General features: G+C 62.6%; 15 protein-coding genes. 4 read left to right on the plus strand and 11 right to left on the minus strand.

Features of this window, described 5'->3' with window-relative positions; all coding sequences use genetic code 11:
* Positions 1 to 77: 77 nt before the first annotated feature.
* From rpoZ to ACP7EG_RS00835, 3 genes are all read right to left on the minus strand, one after another.
* Entirely contained in the window at positions 78 to 281 is a 204-nt protein-coding gene (rpoZ, locus tag ACP7EG_RS00825) for a DNA-directed RNA polymerase subunit omega (RefSeq protein WP_010400723.1), read from the minus strand.
* A gap of 59 nt (positions 282 to 340) precedes the next feature.
* Positions 341 to 979: a guanylate kinase gene (gene gmk / locus ACP7EG_RS00830; RefSeq protein WP_099762610.1), complete on the minus strand. Its 639-nt coding sequence runs from the start codon at positions 977 to 979 to the stop codon at positions 341 to 343.
* A 135-nt stretch (positions 980 to 1,114) separates the two neighbouring features.
* On the minus strand, positions 1,115 to 2,005 hold the full coding sequence (locus tag ACP7EG_RS00835) for a YicC/YloC family endoribonuclease (protein ID WP_034787070.1): 891 nt from the start codon (positions 2,003 to 2,005) through the stop codon (positions 1,115 to 1,117).
* Positions 2,006 to 2,283: 278 nt separating this feature from the next.
* On the opposite strand from ACP7EG_RS00835, the gene rph reads away from it, so the two are divergent.
* The 3 genes from rph to hemW all read left to right on the plus strand — a co-directional run bounded on the left by rph (position 2,284) and on the right by hemW (position 5,015).
* Positions 2,284 to 3,012, plus strand: coding sequence for a ribonuclease PH (gene rph / locus ACP7EG_RS00840; protein WP_071075880.1), 729 nt, complete (start codon positions 2,284 to 2,286; stop codon positions 3,010 to 3,012).
* Between the two features lie 138 nt (positions 3,013 to 3,150).
* Positions 3,151 to 3,744, plus strand: coding sequence for an RdgB/HAM1 family non-canonical purine NTP pyrophosphatase (gene rdgB, locus ACP7EG_RS00845; RefSeq protein WP_426086035.1), 594 nt, complete (start codon positions 3,151 to 3,153; stop codon positions 3,742 to 3,744).
* The gene (gene hemW / locus ACP7EG_RS00850) at positions 3,741 to 5,015 is read left to right on the plus strand and encodes a radical SAM family heme chaperone HemW (RefSeq protein ID WP_426086036.1); all 1,275 of its coding nucleotides are present in this window, start codon (positions 3,741 to 3,743) and stop codon (positions 5,013 to 5,015) included. Before rdgB ends, hemW begins: the two co-directional genes overlap by 4 nt.
* Here the strand turns inward: hemW and ACP7EG_RS00855 are convergent.
* From ACP7EG_RS00855 to ACP7EG_RS00880, 6 genes are all read right to left on the minus strand, one after another.
* Complete coding sequence (locus tag ACP7EG_RS00855; protein ID WP_426086037.1) at positions 5,012 to 6,187, minus strand: tetratricopeptide repeat protein; 1,176 nt, start codon at positions 6,185 to 6,187, stop codon at positions 5,012 to 5,014. The genes hemW and ACP7EG_RS00855 overlap by 4 nt on opposite strands.
* A gap of 151 nt (positions 6,188 to 6,338) precedes the next feature.
* Positions 6,339 to 8,078: a methyl-accepting chemotaxis protein gene (locus tag ACP7EG_RS00860; protein ID WP_426086038.1), complete on the minus strand. Its 1,740-nt coding sequence runs from the start codon at positions 8,076 to 8,078 to the stop codon at positions 6,339 to 6,341.
* Between the two features lie 233 nt (positions 8,079 to 8,311).
* The gene (gene tal, locus ACP7EG_RS00865) at positions 8,312 to 9,247 is read right to left on the minus strand and encodes a transaldolase (protein ID WP_141170403.1); all 936 of its coding nucleotides are present in this window, start codon (positions 9,245 to 9,247) and stop codon (positions 8,312 to 8,314) included.
* 154 nt (positions 9,248 to 9,401) lie between these two features.
* Entirely contained in the window at positions 9,402 to 10,256 is an 855-nt protein-coding gene (locus ACP7EG_RS00870) for an SIS domain-containing protein (RefSeq protein WP_426086039.1), read from the minus strand.
* Between the two features lie 87 nt (positions 10,257 to 10,343).
* Positions 10,344 to 11,816 carry a glucose-6-phosphate dehydrogenase gene (gene zwf, locus ACP7EG_RS00875; protein ID WP_071075886.1) on the minus strand — a complete coding sequence of 491 codons (1,473 nt, stop codon included), beginning with the start codon at positions 11,814 to 11,816 and terminating at the stop codon, positions 10,344 to 10,346.
* Between the two features lie 194 nt (positions 11,817 to 12,010).
* Positions 12,011 to 12,208, minus strand: coding sequence for a hypothetical protein (locus ACP7EG_RS00880; RefSeq protein WP_426086040.1), 198 nt, complete (start codon positions 12,206 to 12,208; stop codon positions 12,011 to 12,013).
* A 159-nt stretch (positions 12,209 to 12,367) separates the two neighbouring features.
* On the opposite strand from ACP7EG_RS00880, the gene ACP7EG_RS00885 reads away from it, so the two are divergent.
* A complete protein-coding gene (locus tag ACP7EG_RS00885; RefSeq protein ID WP_282406805.1) occupies positions 12,368 to 13,321 on the plus strand; it encodes a chemotaxis protein in 954 nt (317 codons plus the stop codon).
* A gap of 128 nt (positions 13,322 to 13,449) precedes the next feature.
* Here the strand turns inward: ACP7EG_RS00885 and ACP7EG_RS00890 are convergent, their stop codons facing one another.
* On the minus strand, positions 13,450 to 14,346 hold the full coding sequence (locus tag ACP7EG_RS00890) for an SMP-30/gluconolactonase/LRE family protein (protein ID WP_426086042.1): 897 nt from the start codon (positions 14,344 to 14,346) through the stop codon (positions 13,450 to 13,452).
* A gap of 14 nt (positions 14,347 to 14,360) precedes the next feature.
* A complete protein-coding gene (pgi, locus tag ACP7EG_RS00895) occupies positions 14,361 to 16,025 on the minus strand; it encodes a glucose-6-phosphate isomerase (RefSeq protein WP_426086043.1) in 1,665 nt (554 codons plus the stop codon).
* Positions 16,026 to 16,270 lie beyond the last annotated feature (245 nt).

The raw sequence follows: 16,270 nt of genomic DNA on the forward strand, positions 1-16,270 counted from the left end.
GTCGCGTTGCTTTACAGTGTGAATAAAGGATACGGTAGAACCAGGGGTCAGCACTGTTCCGGCACGCGGCTTCCCAATTACATCGGGACTTTTTTCAGCATTTCGATGCCGACTTTACCGGCAGCGATTTCACGCAGTGCGACAACGGTAGGCTTGTCCTTGGCTTCCACCTTTGGGGTGTGGCCTTGCAACAACTGACGTGCGCGGTAGGTTGCAGCCAGGGTCAGCTGGAAACGGTTAGGGATCTGCTTCAGGCAATCTTCGATTGTGATACGGGCCATAGTAACTCCTAAATTTTATGCGTGGTGCGTGGCGCTGTGTGAACTGGCGTGCAGACGAATTACTCTGCGTGCAGGCCAAGCTGGGCGAATAGCGATGCGTTGCGGGCCGCTTGTTGCGCAAACCGGCAACGGGCCGCTCTCACGATCGCGCTCAGTTCGGACAAAGCGACCGTAAACTCTTCATTGATAATAACATACTCGAACTCGGGAGCGTGTGCGATTTCGCCGCCGGCCGCCAGCAGGCGGCGCGTGATCACGTGCTGCTCGTCCTGGCCGCGCTTGTTCAGGCGCTCTTCGAGCGCATCGATCGATGGCGGCAGGATGAAAATACCGGCTGCGCGGGGGAATTGCTTGCGCACCTGGCGCGCGCCTTGCCAGTCGATTTCCAGCAGGATGTCGGTGCCGGCCAGCATTTGCTGTTCCACCATGATGCGCGAAGTGCCATAGTAATTGCCATGCACTTCCGCCCATTCCAGGAACTCGCCCTGGTCGGCGCGCGCGACAAAGTCTTCCGCCGTCGTGAAGTAGTATTCGCGGCCGTGCTGCTCGCCCGGACGGGGTGCGCGCGTGGTGGTCGAAATCGACAATTTGATGCCGGGCTCTTGCGCCAGCAATGCATTGACCAGTGTCGATTTGCCGGCGCCCGATGGCGCGGCGACCACGAACAGGCTGCCGGAGAAGGCGGTAGGGTGGCTCATGCGGATCTTTCAATAATCGTGTTGTTGGCGCCGATGCTCGCGCAAGCGGCGCCCAATCCGGTATTTTACCAAGAGGCAAGGCTGTGAGCCAGTCCCAACGAGGCCAGCATGGATAGTGCCTGGCAAGGCTGGCCCTTACTCCAGGTTCTGCACCTGTTCGCGCATCTGCTCGATCAGCAGCTTCAAGTCCATCGAGGCGTCGGCCAGTTCCTTGACGGAAGCCTTGGCGCCCAGCGTATTGGCTTCGCGATTGAGTTCCTGCATCATGAAGTCGAGGCGCTTGCCCACTTGCCCGCCCTTGGTGAGGATGTGGCGCGTTTCGCCCAGGTGGGCCGACAGGCGCGCCAGTTCTTCCGACACATCGATGCGGATGCCGTACAAAATGACTTCCTGGCGGATGCGCTCCATGGCGTCCTGGCGCGACAGGGCTGAATTCGAGCCCTGGCTGGCCAGGCCCAGCGCATCCTGCATGCGCTCGATGGCCTTTTGCTGGAAGGCCGCCACCACCTGCGGAATCAAGGGCGTGATGCGCTTGACGATGGCTTCCATCGCTTCGATGCGCGACACCAGCACCGCTTCGAGCGCCGCGCCTTCGCGCTTGCGGCTGTCGACGAAGGCCGCCACCGTGCGTTTGGTCAGCGCGCCCACGTCCGCCTGCAAGGACTCTTGTCCCACTTGCGCTTCTTCGATGATGCCCGGCCAGCGCAGCAGTTCGGCCACCGTCATGACGGGGGCGGAGACAAAATGCTGGCCCACTTCGTTTTGCAGGCGCGCCAGTTCGGCCAGCAGGGGCAGGTTCAGCGCCTGCGTGCCGGCGGTGGCGGCCTTGCGGCCAAAGCTCAGGCGTACCTCGACTTTGCCGCGCGTGATGGCGGACATGACGGCGGCGCGCAAGTCAGGCTCCAGCGCCCGCAGATCGTCGTTGATACGGAATTGCAGGTCGAGAAAGCGCGAGTTGACGCTCTTGATTTCAATTGTCAGTGTGCCTGCAGCACCTTCGCTGGTGGCAACCGCGTAGCCTGTCATGCTTGAAATGCTCAAAGGATTCCCCGATTTGGTCTTATATACAGTCACTTATACACTTAATCAGCCAGCGCAGGCAATACCGCCCGCGCTGCAAAACAGGACCGAAGTGCTCGATGGCCTGAAAATTGCTGGATAGTGTGCGTTTTACGGCATTGTAAAGAAAATTGTGTTTGGCGGGGCAGGATTGTAGGGATCTTGTGCGCGGACCCGCCCTGCGCCGTGTCATGGCGCCGCGGTGGTAAAATCGCGGCCGCAACCCCAATCACACAGGACACCCCATGACATTTGAATCCCGCCCGAGCGGCCGCGCCGTCGACGCGCTGCGCGCCATCCGCATCACCCGCCAGTACACCAAGCATGCCGAAGGCTCGGTGCTGATCGAGTGTGGCGATACCAAGGTCATCTGCACTGCCAGCATCGAAGACAAGGTGCCGGGTTTCCTGAAGGGCAAGGGCCAGGGTTGGATGACGGCCGAGTACGGCATGCTGCCGCGCTCGACGCACACGCGCATGGACCGCGAAGCGGCGCGCGGCAAGCAGTCCGGCCGTACGCAGGAAATCCAGCGCCTGATCGGCCGCTCGCTGCGCGCCGCCTTTGATCTGCAGGCGTTCGGCGAACGCACCTTGCACCTCGATTGCGACGTCATCCAGGCCGATGGCGGCACGCGCACGGCCTCGATCACGGGCGCCATGGTGGCCGCGTATGACGCGTTTTCCCAGTTGCAGGCGCGCGGCGCGATTGCCGCCATCCCCGTGAAAAGCTTTGTCGCCGCCATCTCGGTGGGCGTCTACCAGGGCATGCCGGTGCTGGACCTGGACTATGTGGAAGACTCGGGCTGCGACACGGACATGAACGTCGTGATGACGGAAGCGGGCCACTTCATCGAAGTGCAGGGCACGGCCGAAGGCGCCGCGTTCGACCGCGCCGGCATGAACCGCTTGCTGGACCTGGCGCAGGGCGGCATCGCCGACCTGATCGCCCTGCAAAAGCAATCTCTCGGCATGTAATCTTTACATAGATTTACATGTCGTTGCCCGCCGCGCCGGGCAAAAAGCCCACACTCGCCGCCGTTGAGCGCGGCGGCGGGGCGCGGTGAGGGGAGCGCAAAGGGTTTACAATGTCGGCACTTCAACCGGACTACTGACATGACCCAACGCCTCATCCTCGCCTCCAACAACGCCGGCAAGCTCAAGGAATTCAACGAGCTGCTCTCGACCATCGGTTTTTCCGTCCACGCCCAGGGCGAGTATGCCGTGCCGGAAAGCGACGAACCATTCCACACCTTCGTTGAAAACGCCCTGCAAAAGGCGCGCCACGCGTCGCGCCTGACGGGCTTGCCGGCGCTGGCCGACGATTCCGGCGTGTGCGTCAATGCGCTCGGCGGCGCGCCGGGCGTGTACTCGGCCCGCTATGCGGGCGAGCCGAAATCGGATGCCGCCAACAGCGCCAAGCTGATCGCCGACCTGGAGGCGCATGCCGACAAGTCCGCGTATTACTACTGCGTGCTGGTGTACGTGCGCCATGCGGACGACCCGCAACCGGTGATCGCCGACGGCCGCTGGAATGGTGAAATGATCGCCATTGCGCGCGGCAACGGCGGCTTTGGCTACGATCCGCATTTCTTCATTCCCGCGCTGGGCAAGTGCGCGGCCGAACTGACGTCCGATGAAAAGAACGCGCTGTCGCACCGTGGCCAGGCCCTGCGCGCGCTGGTCGACAAGCTGCGGACCCTGCGATGATTCCGATCAAACTGGTGGGCGCCGTTGCCAAGTCGGCAGCCAGGCCCGGAGCCTCGCCCGCGCCGCAGGAAGGCATTTCCGGCGCGGCCGGAGCGGCCCTGAAGTACCTGCAGCCGGGCGCGCTGAACCTGACGGCCCTGCCGCCGCTGTCGCTGTACATCCATTTCCCGTGGTGCGTGAAAAAATGCCCGTATTGCGATTTCAATTCGCACGAGGTGCGCGGTGACTTGCCGGAAGCGGAGTACCTGGCGGCCCTGCGGCTGGACCTGGAAATGGCGCTGCCGCTGATCTGGGGCCGCAAGATCCACACCATTTTCATCGGTGGCGGCACGCCCAGCCTGATGTCGGCGGCGGGGCTGGACCGGCTGATGTCGGACGTGCGCACCCTGCTGCCACTGGAACCCGATTGCGAAATCACCATGGAAGCCAATCCGGGCACCTTCGAAGCGGAAAAATTCAAGTCTTACCGGGCCAGCGGCATCAACCGCCTGTCGATCGGCATCCAGAGCTTCAATGGCCGCCATTTGCAGGCGCTGGGGCGCATCCATGACGACAACGAGGCGCGCCGCGCGGTGGACATCGCGCACGCCAATTTCGACAATTTCAATCTCGACCTGATGTACGCGCTGCCCACGCAAACCCTGGCCGAGGCGCAGCAGGACCTGGAAACGGCGCTGTCGTTCGCGCCGCCGCATTTGTCGCTGTACCACCTGACGCTGGAACCGAACACCCTGTTCGCCAAGTATCCTCCGGTGCTGCCGGACGACGACGAGAGCGCCGACATCGCCGACATGGTGGCCGCGCGTGCGGCGCAGGCCGGTTATGGCCGCTACGAAGTGTCGGCGTATGCGCAGCCGGGCCGCCAGGCTAAACACAACCGCAATTACTGGGAATTCGGCGACTACCTGGGCATCGGCGCGGGCGCCCACTCGAAGATTTCGTTCCCGCATCGCGTGCTGCGCCAGGCCCGCTACAAGCAGCCGCGCGCCTACATGGACGCGGTACTGGCCGGCGTGCCGGTGCAGGAAGAGCGCGAGCTGGCGCGCGAGGAGATGGGTTTTGAATTCATGCTCAATACCCTGCGCCTGACGCAGGGTTTTTCGCCGAACCTGTTCGCCGAACGCACGGGCCTGGCCCTCAACGCCATCGAGCAGCCGCTGAATGCGGCCGAAGCGAAAGGCTTGCTGTACCGCGACCACCAGGTCATCCGCCCGACGGAGCTGGGATTGTGCTTCCTGAATGACCTGCAGCAGATGTTCCTGGAAGATTAATGCGCGGTGGTGGCGCGCAGGCGCTGCAGCTTGGCCGCATACAGCCCGTGCTCGCTGCGCGTGGTGCTGTTGTCCATCGCCAGTTCCAGCTGCCGGTCCGCCTGCGCGAGTTGGCCCAGGCGGGCATACGCCTGCGCCAGCCAGAAGTGGAATTCGTGGTAGTACGGGTCGCGCGCGATTTCGCGTGAAAACAGGCGGATCGCCTGGACGTAATCGTTTTGCTGCATGGCCGCCTTGCCCAGGTTGAAGTAGTGGAAGGGCGGCTGCGGCTGCAGCGCCAGCAGGCGCCGGCGCAGCGGCAGCGCTTCATCGGGCAGGCCGGACGCTTCCAGAACTTGCGCCAGGTTCGACAGCAGCAGCGTATTGTCCGGCGCGCGCATCAGCGCATGGGCCAGCGTGCGCCGCGCTTGCGCCAGGTCGCCATGGCGGAACTGGATCACGCCCAGAGTGTTGTAGGCGCCGCTGAACGAGGGATCCTGCAGGAGGGCCGCCCTGGCCCACCAGTACGCCTGGTCCAGCTGGCCCTCGCTCATGGTTTCGGCGGCGCGGTTGTTCAGGTACATGGCCAGCACGGTCGCTTCACTGATTTCGCGCGTGCGGTAGCCCGCCACGTCGCCGGACGGCAGGAAGTCGATCACCATCATGCCCTTGGTGTCGTAGTTATTCGGGCTCTCGCCCAGGCGCTGGCCCAGCACCAGGTTGACGTGGCCGGCGACAAAGTACATGTCGCCGCTGCGGCTCCAGCTTGCTTCGCCCAGTACCTCCTGGTAGCGCACCTGCAAGCCCAATTCATGCGCCAGCGCTGCCGTCATGATCACCAGCGACAGGCAGTTGCCGCTGCGCGCCTCAAACGTTTCGCGCGCATTGCGGGTCATGGCCGCATCGTACTCGAGCTTCAGCCTGGATTTGTCGTACAGCGCTTCGTACAGCGCCACGCGGGGATTGCCGTTGCGCGCCGCGTGCCGCACTTGCGTCTGCACATATAGGCGCATGGCGTCGCTGAGGGCGAAGACCTGGCCGGTATCGACGGCGCGGGCCGGCGCAAAATCGTTATCGTTGAAGATGGGCGGCAAGCTGGCGGGCGGTGCGGCGGCGCAGGCGGCCAGCGTGGCGCAGAGGAGGACGGCAAGCAGGCGCACGACGCAAGCGGTGCAAACAAGATAGGGACGCATGGTCTCTCCCTGGAGGCGCCGGCTGTCTCATGTCGCGGTGGCGCGCCAGTCCCACCTGAAACCAGTATCGGCGCGCCTGGCGCCGCTGTCAAATAGTTTCAAGCGCCTTGCCGCCTGCACGGCGCTTGAGGCAGGGTTTAACACCGCAGGCTTAAAACTCTTCCCAGTCCTGCTCGCCGGCGACGTGCGATGGCGTTTTGCGCGCCGCAGCACCGGCAGCCCTGGGTGCGGCCGGCTTGCTGGCCGTCGCCTGGGACTGGCGCTGCGTTGCCAGCCGCGGCGTGGCGGCGGTGGCGGTCCTGGCCGGCCGCGCGGCGCGTACCGGCGCCACTGCCGGTGTCACGTGTTCGAGCTGGAAGCCGGCCGCCACCTGCGCCAGGCGCGCCGCCTGATCCTGCATGCTCTCGGCCGCCGCCGCGGCTTCCTCCACCAGGGCCGCATTTTGCTGCGTTACCTGGTCCATCTGCGCGATGGCCTGGTTGACCTGGTCGATGCCCATGCTTTGTTCGGCGCTGGCGGCGGTGATCTCGGCCATGATGTCGGTGACCCTGCGCACGCTGTCGACCACTTCGCTCATGGTGCTGCCGGCCTGCTGCACCAGCCGCGTGCCGTTGTTGACCTGTTCCACCGAGTCGCCGATCAGGGTCTTGATTTCGCGCGCCGCTGCCGCCGAGCGCTGCGCCAGGCTGCGCACTTCCGTGGCCACGACGGCAAAGCCGCGCCCCTGTTCGCCGGCGCGCGCCGCTTCGACGGCCGCGTTCAGGGCCAGGATATTCGTCTGGAAGGCGATGCCGTCGATGACGCCGATGATATCGACGATTTTCGTCGACGCCGTGTCGATGGCACCCATGGTGTCGACCACCTGGCTGACGATGCTGCCGCCCCGTTCGGCCACGCTGGACGCGGCGACCGCCATCTGGTTGGCCTGGCGCGCATTGTCCGCATTCTGCTTCACGGTGCTGGTCAATTCTTCCATCGACGACGCCGTCTCTTCCAGCGAACTGGCTTGCTGCTCCGTGCGCGCCGACAGATCCTGGTTGCCGGCGGCGATTTCGCCCGATGCCGTGGCAATCGCGTTGGTACCCGTCTGCACTTCCGACACCACCTTGCGCAGTGCCTCGTTCATGCCGTGCAGCGCGCGCATCAGGTCGCCGATTTCATCGCTGGCCGCCGTGCCGAAATGCGTGCGCAAGTCGCCCGCAGCGACCGTCTCGGCCACCTTCACGGCCGCCTGCAGGGGCGCGGTGATCGAGCGCGTGATCAGCCAGGCGCAGATGCTGCCCAGGGTTACCACCAGCGCGCACAGCAGCAATAGCAGGGTGAAGCTGCGCCCATTGGCTGCCTCGATCGCGTGCGCCGTCGCGTCGATGGCCTGGCGCTGCTGCGCCAGCAGGGCCTTGACGTTGTTCTGGTATTTGGTGGCGGCGGGCGCGAAGCTGTCGCGGTATGTACTTTCCGCCAGGGCCGCGTTGCCGCCCTTGCGCGCGTTCATCACCTGGGTCTTGGCATCCTGGTATTTGACGCGTTCCGCGATGGAGGCCTTGAAGATGGCCTTTTCTTCCTCACTGACGAGCAGGGGTTCGATTTTCTTCAGCAGCTCGCCGCCCTGTTTGGTGCTGTCGGCGATGGTCTCGGCAAACACGCCCGACAGGGTTTCATCCGTGCTCCGGGCAATCATCGAGGTGCGCGCGATGGCCGAGTAAATCAGCACATACCAGTCTGATACCAGACGTTCCTTGGCCAGCGGTTTTTCCATCATTTCCCGGGTCGCTTCGGCATTCACGCGGGCACTGTACAGCGCGTACGAAGTGGAAATCACGGACAGCAGCAGCACCAGCGCGAAGCCTGCGGCCAGGCGGGTGCCGATACGAAGGTGGGAGAGAGCGTGCATGGTCGTAACTCCTGTCGCAGAGGGGATTTAATTGCCTGTGCGACATAGTATGCACTGATAAGTGACCAACAGGTAAACGAAAAAAATGGCTTGTTTTTGCTCACTGTTGCAGCCACGCCCGTGCTGCAGATCGCCCGCCTGGCGCTCGCTTTCACGAAGGCGGGCGAGGGCGAGACGAAAAAAAAGCGGCGCCGTGCAGTGCACGGACGCCGCTTTTTGGGGGGCATAGGCGATTAACGCAGCGCCGCGATCATCTGTTTCAGCTTGCCGGAATCGACGCAGAAGGCGCGGATGCCTTCGGCCAGCTTCTCCGTCGCCATCGCGTCTTCATTCATCATGAAACGGAAGGCTTCTTCGTTGAGCGACATGTGCACGATGTTGGTCGATGGCGCCGCTTCGGCGCTCAGCTTGCGCTCCACGGGTGCATCGCTGTCGGCCAGCTTTTGCAGCAGGTCGGGGCTGATGGTGAGCAGGTCGCAGCCGGCCAGTTCGAGGATTTGCGAGGTGTTGCGGAAGCTCGCACCCATCACCTCGGTCTTGTAGCCGAACTTGCGGTAGTAATTGTAGATGCGCCGGACCGACTGCACGCCCGGGTCTTCCGCGCCCATGTAATCGATGCCCGTCGATTTCTTGTACCAGTCGTAGATGCGGCCGACGAAGGGCGAAATCAGCTGCGCGCCCGCTTCGGCGCAGGCGATGGCCTGCGCCAGCGAGAACAGCAGGGTCATGTTGCAGCGGATGCCTTCCTTTTCCAGGATGGCGGCGGCGCGGATGCCTTCCCAGGTGGAGGCGATCTTGATCAGCACGCGCTCGCGTGGAATGCCGGCGTTCGAATACAGGGCGATCAGGTCGCGGCCCTTGGCCACCGTGCCATCCGTGTCGAACGACAGGCGCGCATCGACTTCGGTCGAGACGCGGCCGGGGATGATTTGCAGGATTTCCTCGCCAAACGCGATCAGCAGGCGGTCGATGATTTCGGCGTTGGAGGCGTGCGGATGGTCGCGCACGGCCTTTTCCAGCAGCGGCTTGTATTCATCCTTCTGCACGGCCTTCAGGATCAGCGACGGATTCGTCGTCGCGTCGCGCGGCGTGTAGGCCTGGATCGATTGGAAGTCGCCGGTGTCGGCCACCACGGTAGTAAATTGCTTCAGTTGTTCGAGTTGGTTCATGGCTGCACGGGAAAGAGTGAATGGGCTTGCCGGACTATTGTACATAATCCGGGGCGCGGTTCAGTCCTTTTGGTGCGGAAGAAATGCAGTGGCAGGAAGCCAAAATCGAGAGCTGGGGTCAGACCCGGCGGGTCTGACCCCGGATTTCTGCTGCCTAGCCAATAAAAGAATCGAACTGCATGTCGAATTCCTGCAAGGCCTTCTGTGCATTCTGCATCTTCTTGCGGAACTCAGGCCCACGCTGCAGGGCCAGGCCCACGGCCAGCACGTCGATCACCACCAGGTAAGCCAGGCGCGCGGAAATCGGGGTGTAGGGGTCGGTGTTGAAGATTAGGTCGATCGGGATCAGCACCGTCGCCAGGTCGGCCAGCGGCGTGCCCGATGGGGCCAGCACGATGACGTCGGCGCCGCCGCGGCGCGCCAGTTTTACGGAGCGCACCAGGGCGGGACTGTTGCCTCGCTGCGAGATGGCCACCAGGCAGTCGCCGCCGCGCAGCAGGGCTGCCGCGATGCTGTGGATGTTCGGATCGCTGTAGGCCACCGTCGGCACGCCCGAGCGGAAGAACTTGTGCTGCGCATCGGCCGCCACGATGCCGGACGTGCCCTGGCCATAGAATTCGATCTTGCTGGCGCGCGACAGGATGTCGAGCGCGCGCTGGATCGCTTCCGGGTTCAGGTTGTTGCGCAGGTCAAGCAGGGTGTTGATCGAGCGGCTGCAAATCTTGTTGACCAGGTCGGCCGCCAGGTCGTCCTGCGCCGGCTGCTCGTTCGCGCCCGGCATGGCCAGGGCCAGGCCCTGCGCCAGTTTCAGCTTGAATTCATGCCAGCCGTCATAGCCCAGGGTGCGGCAAAAGCGCACCACGGTCGGTTCCGACACCTGCGCGCTTTTCGCCAGCGCCGTGATGTTCTGGCTGACCGTCTGGTTCGGCTGGTCAAGCACGGCCAGCGCGACCTTCTTCTCCGACTTGGAGAGCGAATCGAGCTGGGTGCGGATGGAATCAAGCAGCATCAGGGTAGTCTTCTGGTAGGTGTTCAGGAGTGTGGGGATAATAGGTAAAAGGCCTGCCCATCTGCGGGCAGGCCCTTGTCTTGCCTGTTAATCCTCAGGTAAGGCTTCTTCACGCCACTGCAAGCCATCGCGGCCGATCAGGGCGCTGGCCGCGGCCGGGCCCCAGGTGCCAGCCGTGTAGGGAATCGGCGCGCTGTCGTTCTGTTCCCAGTTGTCGAGTATCGGCTCGACCCATTCCCAGGCCGCTTCCAGTTCGTCGCCGCGCATGAACAGGGTCAGCTGGCCGCGCAGCACGTCGAGCAGCAATCGCTCGTAGGCGTCCATGCGCGGCGTCTTGAACGATTCGCGGAAATCGAGTTCCAGTTCCGCCGGTTTCAATCGCATGCCGTCGCCCGGGGTTTTCGCCATCAGGTTCATGCGCAAGCCTTCGTCCGGCTGCAAACGGATGACCAGGCAATTCGGCTGGAAGCTGGAGGTGGGCTGGTTGAAGATCGAGTGCGGGATCTGCTTGAAGCGCACGACGATTTCGGCCAGGCTGTCGGCCATGCGCTTGCCCGTGCGCAGGTAGAACGGCACGCCGGCCCAGCGCCAGGTGTCGATTTCCGCCTTCAGCGCGACGAAGGTTTCGGTGCGCGAATGTTCCGGTGCATCCGGCTCGTCGCGGTAGCTCGGCACGGTGGCGCCATCGACGTGGCCGGCGCGGTACTGGCCGCGCACGATGTTTTGCGCCAGCGTGGTGGGCGTGAATTTTTTCAGCGAGCGCAACACTTGCAGCTTTTCATCACGCACGGCGTCCGGCGCGATCGAGGTCGGCGGTTCCATGGCGACGATGCACAGCAGTTGCAGCAAGTGGTTTTGCAGCATGTCGCGCAGCGCGCCCGAGGTGTCGTAGTAACCCATGCGGTTGCCCACGCCCAGCTTTTCCGCGATGGTGATCTGTACGTCGGAAATCCATTCGCGGCGCCACAGCGGTTCGAACAGGATATTGCCGAAGCGCAGGGCCAGCAAGTTCTGCACGGTTTCCTTGCCCAGGTAATGGTCGATACGGTAGATTTGCGATTCCTGGAAGACCTTGCCCACTTCGGCATTGATCTGTTTGGCGCTGGCCAGGTCGCGGCCCAGCGGCTTTTCCAGCACCACGCGCGAATTCGGCGTGACCAGGCCGTTGTCTTCCAGGTTGTCGCAGATCAAGGCAAACAAGTGCGGCGGCGTCGCCAGGTAGTACACGCGGGTCAGCTCGGCATCGCCGCGCAGCGCTTCGACCAGCGGCGCGTACGTTGTTGCATCGCTGGCGTTGAGCGACACATACACGATGCGCGCGCAGAATTTGCTCCAGGTGGCGGCATTCAGGGTGCTGGCCTTGATGTGGGGACGCGAGTTGGTCTCTACCATCTTCAGGAAGGCATCCTGGCCGCTGTCCTGGCGGCCCACACAGATGATGCGCGCCGTCGGCGGCAAATCGTTCGCGACGTCGCGCGCATACATTGCAGGCAGCAACTTGCGCATTGCTAAATCGCCGCTGCCGCCAAACAGGACCAGGTCAAAATCGGTAAGTGCCATAAGTGAGTGTCGTCGCAAAAGTAAAAGAGCCGGAGCGGGGAGGAGGCCGACCGGAAGTGCCAGTCTGTCGCTACTATCATTCTGTGGTGTAAATTTACTACGTAGAACAGGCAATTGCAAGAAATTTTACTACATTCCATTCACTGGCGTCGCCATTTTGCCCGGTATGCTTGCTGGCGGCGCTGGCAGGGCCATTATATGCCGTTCGCTGGCGCTGGTGCGCCGTCACGCTTGGCAATGGGCTTTTCAAAGCAACCATGGTTGCCAGGGAAATTTTCGGTTCCCTCCGTCATCATTTGCGCTGTAGCAACAAGCAAATCAAGAAATGCTGTCAGGATCGCCGTTAGCAGCGTAAAGTAGCTTTGAAGAAAGTAAAAAACCGTATAATTCAAGCTGAAATCGATAGCAACTATTGGTTGTACTACACTGCACCGTTAGCGCCGGCCATGCCCCGAACCCGCCATCCGAGGTCCGTGCGACGTGCAGTACGCACTGTCCGCAGCATCACGGGTAGTCAGACTTAACTTTACAAGACGGCTTAAGGGGACACAATGAATTCAATGCAGCAAGATGTCGATGAACGCACCAGCCTGACAGGCAATAACAAATTCGAACTGTTCCTGTTCAAGCTGGGCACCAGTGATCACTCGACCAGCCGCGAACTGTTCGGCATCAATGTGTTCAAAGTCCGTGAAATCATGGAAATGCCAGCCATTACGGCGGTGGCCGGGTCGCACCCCCACATGCTGGGCGTGGTCAATATCCGTGGCCAGATTGTGCCCGTGATCGACTTGCCGATGGCGGTCGGTTGCAAGAGCAGCGGCTTGAAGATCCTGATGGTGACGGAATTCGCCCGTTCGACGCAGGCGTTTGCCGTGGAAGAGGTCGATGAAATCGTGCGTCTGGAATGGAACCAGGTGCTGTCGGCCGAATCGAGCGTCGGTGGCGGCCTCGTCACCAGCATCGCGCGCCTCGATGGCGATACGGACAAGACGCGCCTGGCGCAAGTGCTGGACGTGGAGCAAATCCTGCGCAACGTGCTGCCGTCGGGCGACCCGGATGTGGACCAGAACAGCATCGGCCCGCAAGTGCGCTTGCCTGCCGGCGCCGTGATCCTCGCGGCCGACGATTCCTCGCTGGCCCGCTCGCTGATCGAGAAGGGCCTCGAAGCGATGGGCGTGCCCTTCATCATGACCAAGACGGGCAAGGAAGCGTGGGAACGCCTGCAGGCGATCTCGGCCCAGGCGGCGACCGAAGGCAAGACGGCGAAAGACAAGGTCGCGCTGGTGCTGACCGACCTGGAAATGCCGGAAATGGATGGTTTTACCCTGACGCGCAACATCAAGAACGATGGCCGCTTCGCCAACATCCCCGTGGTGATCCATTCGTCGCTGACGGGCTCGACCAACGAAGACCACGTCAAGGGCGTGGGCGCCGATGGTTATGTGGCCAAGTTTGTGGCAGCGGAACTGGCTGACACCATCCGCAAAGTGCTGGCACGGTAATCCGACGCCACCATGGCCAACACTGTTGTCGGATTACGCGGGGCCTTGCCCCGCTAATCCGACCTACGTGAGCGTTAAAAAAGCGCCGGACCCTCGCGGGTGCCGGCGCTTTTTTATGCCTGGCCGTGTTACGCCTGGTACGGCGTTTCCGGCTGGCCCGCCACATCCACGCGCACGGACAGCACGTGGCCCGTTAGCGGGTAGTCGGCGAGTTCGGCGGCGGAACGGTTGTGGCTGGCGCTGGTGATGTACAAGGTGCGCAGGTCGGGGCCGCCAAACGTCAGCATGGTGGGGCAGCGCACGGGCACGGTAATTTCACCGAGCAAATGGCCATCGGGGGCGAAGCGTAAAATCTTGCCGCCTTCAAACATGGCCGACCAGTAATTGCCTTCGCTGTCGACGGCCGCGCCGTCCGGGCGTCCGCCGTAGTCCGCCGCTTTTTTGTCCGTGGAAAAGCGCTGGAATGGTTGCGGCGCGGAAATGGCTCCCGTGGTTGCGTCGAAATCAAAGCGGTCGATGCGGTGCGTGGTGGTATCGGCGTGGTACATGGTGCGCCCGTCCGGGCTGAAACCCAGGCCGTTCGACACGGTCATGCCGCCGGACCAGACCTTGCGCACTTGTCCCTTTTCCAGCACGAACATTTCCGCCGCATCGGCGCTGCGCGGCTCGAAAATCGTGCCGACCCAGAAGCGGCCGGCAGGGTCGACCTTGCCGTCGTTGAAGCGCGTGGTGGCCATGTCGAACGGTGCCGCGGCGATTTCCGCCAGGCTGCCCGTCTTCGTGTCGAGGTGGGCAAAGCCGCTGCGCAAGGCCACGATCAGGCCGCCGCCCGCATTGATGGCCAGCGCCGACGGTTCCGTCGGCATGCTCCACTGATCATGCTTGCCGCTGGCCGGGTGCAAACGGTGCACGGCGCGGCCATCGATGTCGACCCAGTACAGGGCCGCTTCCTTGCCATGCCATAGCGGGCATTCGCCCACTTGCATGGGCTTGTCGCTCACTACTTTGATTTCGTAAATATTCATAAACCTCAATTAAGTTAGTACGCCGCCTTGGCGGCTTTCGCCAAGGCAATCAAGCCATTGGTCGAGCTGTCGTGGTGGTCGGGACGGGCTTCGCCCGTCAGTTCGGCCTGGATTTTCTTGGCCAGCACCTTGCCCAGTTCCACGCCCCACTGGTCGAAACTGTTGACGTTCCACAAGACGCCTTGCACGAAGGTCTTGTGTTCGTACAGCGCGATCAGGGCGCCCAGGGTGGTCGGGGTCAGCTGGTCCATCAAAATGGTGTTGCTGGGGCGGTTGCCGGGGAAGGTCTTGTGCGGCACCAGCGCCTCGATTTCGCTTTCCGGCAAGCCTTGCGCCTGCAAATCAAGACGCACTTCCTCGCCCGTCTTGCCCGTCATGAAGGCTTCCGACTGGGCGAAGCAGTTGGCCAGCAGGGCGTCGTGGTGGCCGGGTAAATCGTGCGTGGCGCGCAGGGCGGCGATGAAGTCGATGGGTGTGATATCTGTGCCCTGGTGCAGCAGCTGGAAATACGCGTGCTGCGCATTTGTGCCGCAATCGCCCCAGATGACGGGGCCGGTCGGCACGTCGACGGGCACGCCATCCTTGGTGACGCGCTTGCCGTTGCTTTCCATGTCCAGTTGTTGCAGATAGGCGGCAAAGCGGCTCAGGTCTTGGTGGTAGGGCGCGATGGAGACGGAGCCGCAATCGAGGAACTGGCGGTTCCAGAAGCCCACCATGGCCAGCACCACGGGCATGTTCTGTTCCAGCGGGGCTTGGCGGAAGTGCTGGTCCATCGCATGCGCGCCAGCGAGGAAGTCGCTGAAGTATTCAAAGCCCACGGACAGCGCCACGGCCAGGCCGATCGACGACCAGACGGAATAGCGGCCACCGACCCAGTCCCAGAACGGGAACATGTTGTCCGGCGAAATGCCGAAGTCGACGATGGCTTGCGTGTTGGTCGAGACGGCCACAAAATGTTGGGCCAGGTCCTTTTCTTCGCCTTCGAGCAGGAACCAGGCACGCGCCGTATTGGCGTTGAGCATGGTTTCAGCGGTAACAAAAGTTTTCGAGGCCACGATGAACAAGGTCGTTTCCGGATCGACCTTGGACAGGGTTGCTTCCATGTCGTGCCCGTCGACGTTGGACACAAAGTGCATTTCCAGGCCCGGGTTGGCATACGAGCGCAGCGCCAGGCAAGCCATCTTCGGGCCCAGGTCCGAGCCGCCGATACCGATGTTGACGATGTCGCAAATCGGCTTGCCCGTGTGGCCGAGCCAGCTGCCATTGCGTACCTTGTCCGTAAACGCCTTGACGCGTTGCAGCACATCTTGCACATCGGCATCGATATCCTGGCCATCGACCACCAGCGCGGTGCCGCGTGGCGCGCGCAAGGCGGTATGCAGAACGGCCCGATGTTCGGTAAGATTGATTTTCTCGCCTGTAAACATGGCTTCGCGCTGCGCTTCGACGCCGCGCTCGCGGGCCAGGTCCATCAGCAGCGCCATGGCGGTGGCGTCGACACGGTTCTTCGAGTAATCGAGCAGCAAGCCGGCCGCATCGACCGTCATCGTCGAGAAACGCGCGGGGTCGAGAGCGAACAGCTGGCGCAGATGTACTTCGCGCAGGCTGGCGCTGTGCGCTTGCAGGGACTGGAAACTGGCGGTGGCGGTGATGGCAGGAGTAGGTGCTGGCTGGCGCATGGCGGTCGGCTTGGGTGCTTGTCTCGGTTGAAAGGAGCGCGGTGCGTTCGTCGTGGCGAACAGCGGATCCGGCGTTGGTATGAGAATAATACATCACAAAAACGTAATTTCACTACAGTTTGTGACGTGAAGCCGGTTTTGTTGTGCTTTTTTTAGCGATTGCAGCAGCCACATATAAGAGATATGTTGGCAGCTACGGATACGCGATATTGCCTGGTTTGGCTTTGACATGCCGCAATTTGTGG

This window comes from Janthinobacterium sp. PSPC1-1 (assembly GCF_049897625.1).
Taxonomy (GTDB): domain Bacteria; phylum Pseudomonadota; class Gammaproteobacteria; order Burkholderiales; family Burkholderiaceae_D; genus Janthinobacterium; species Janthinobacterium tructae.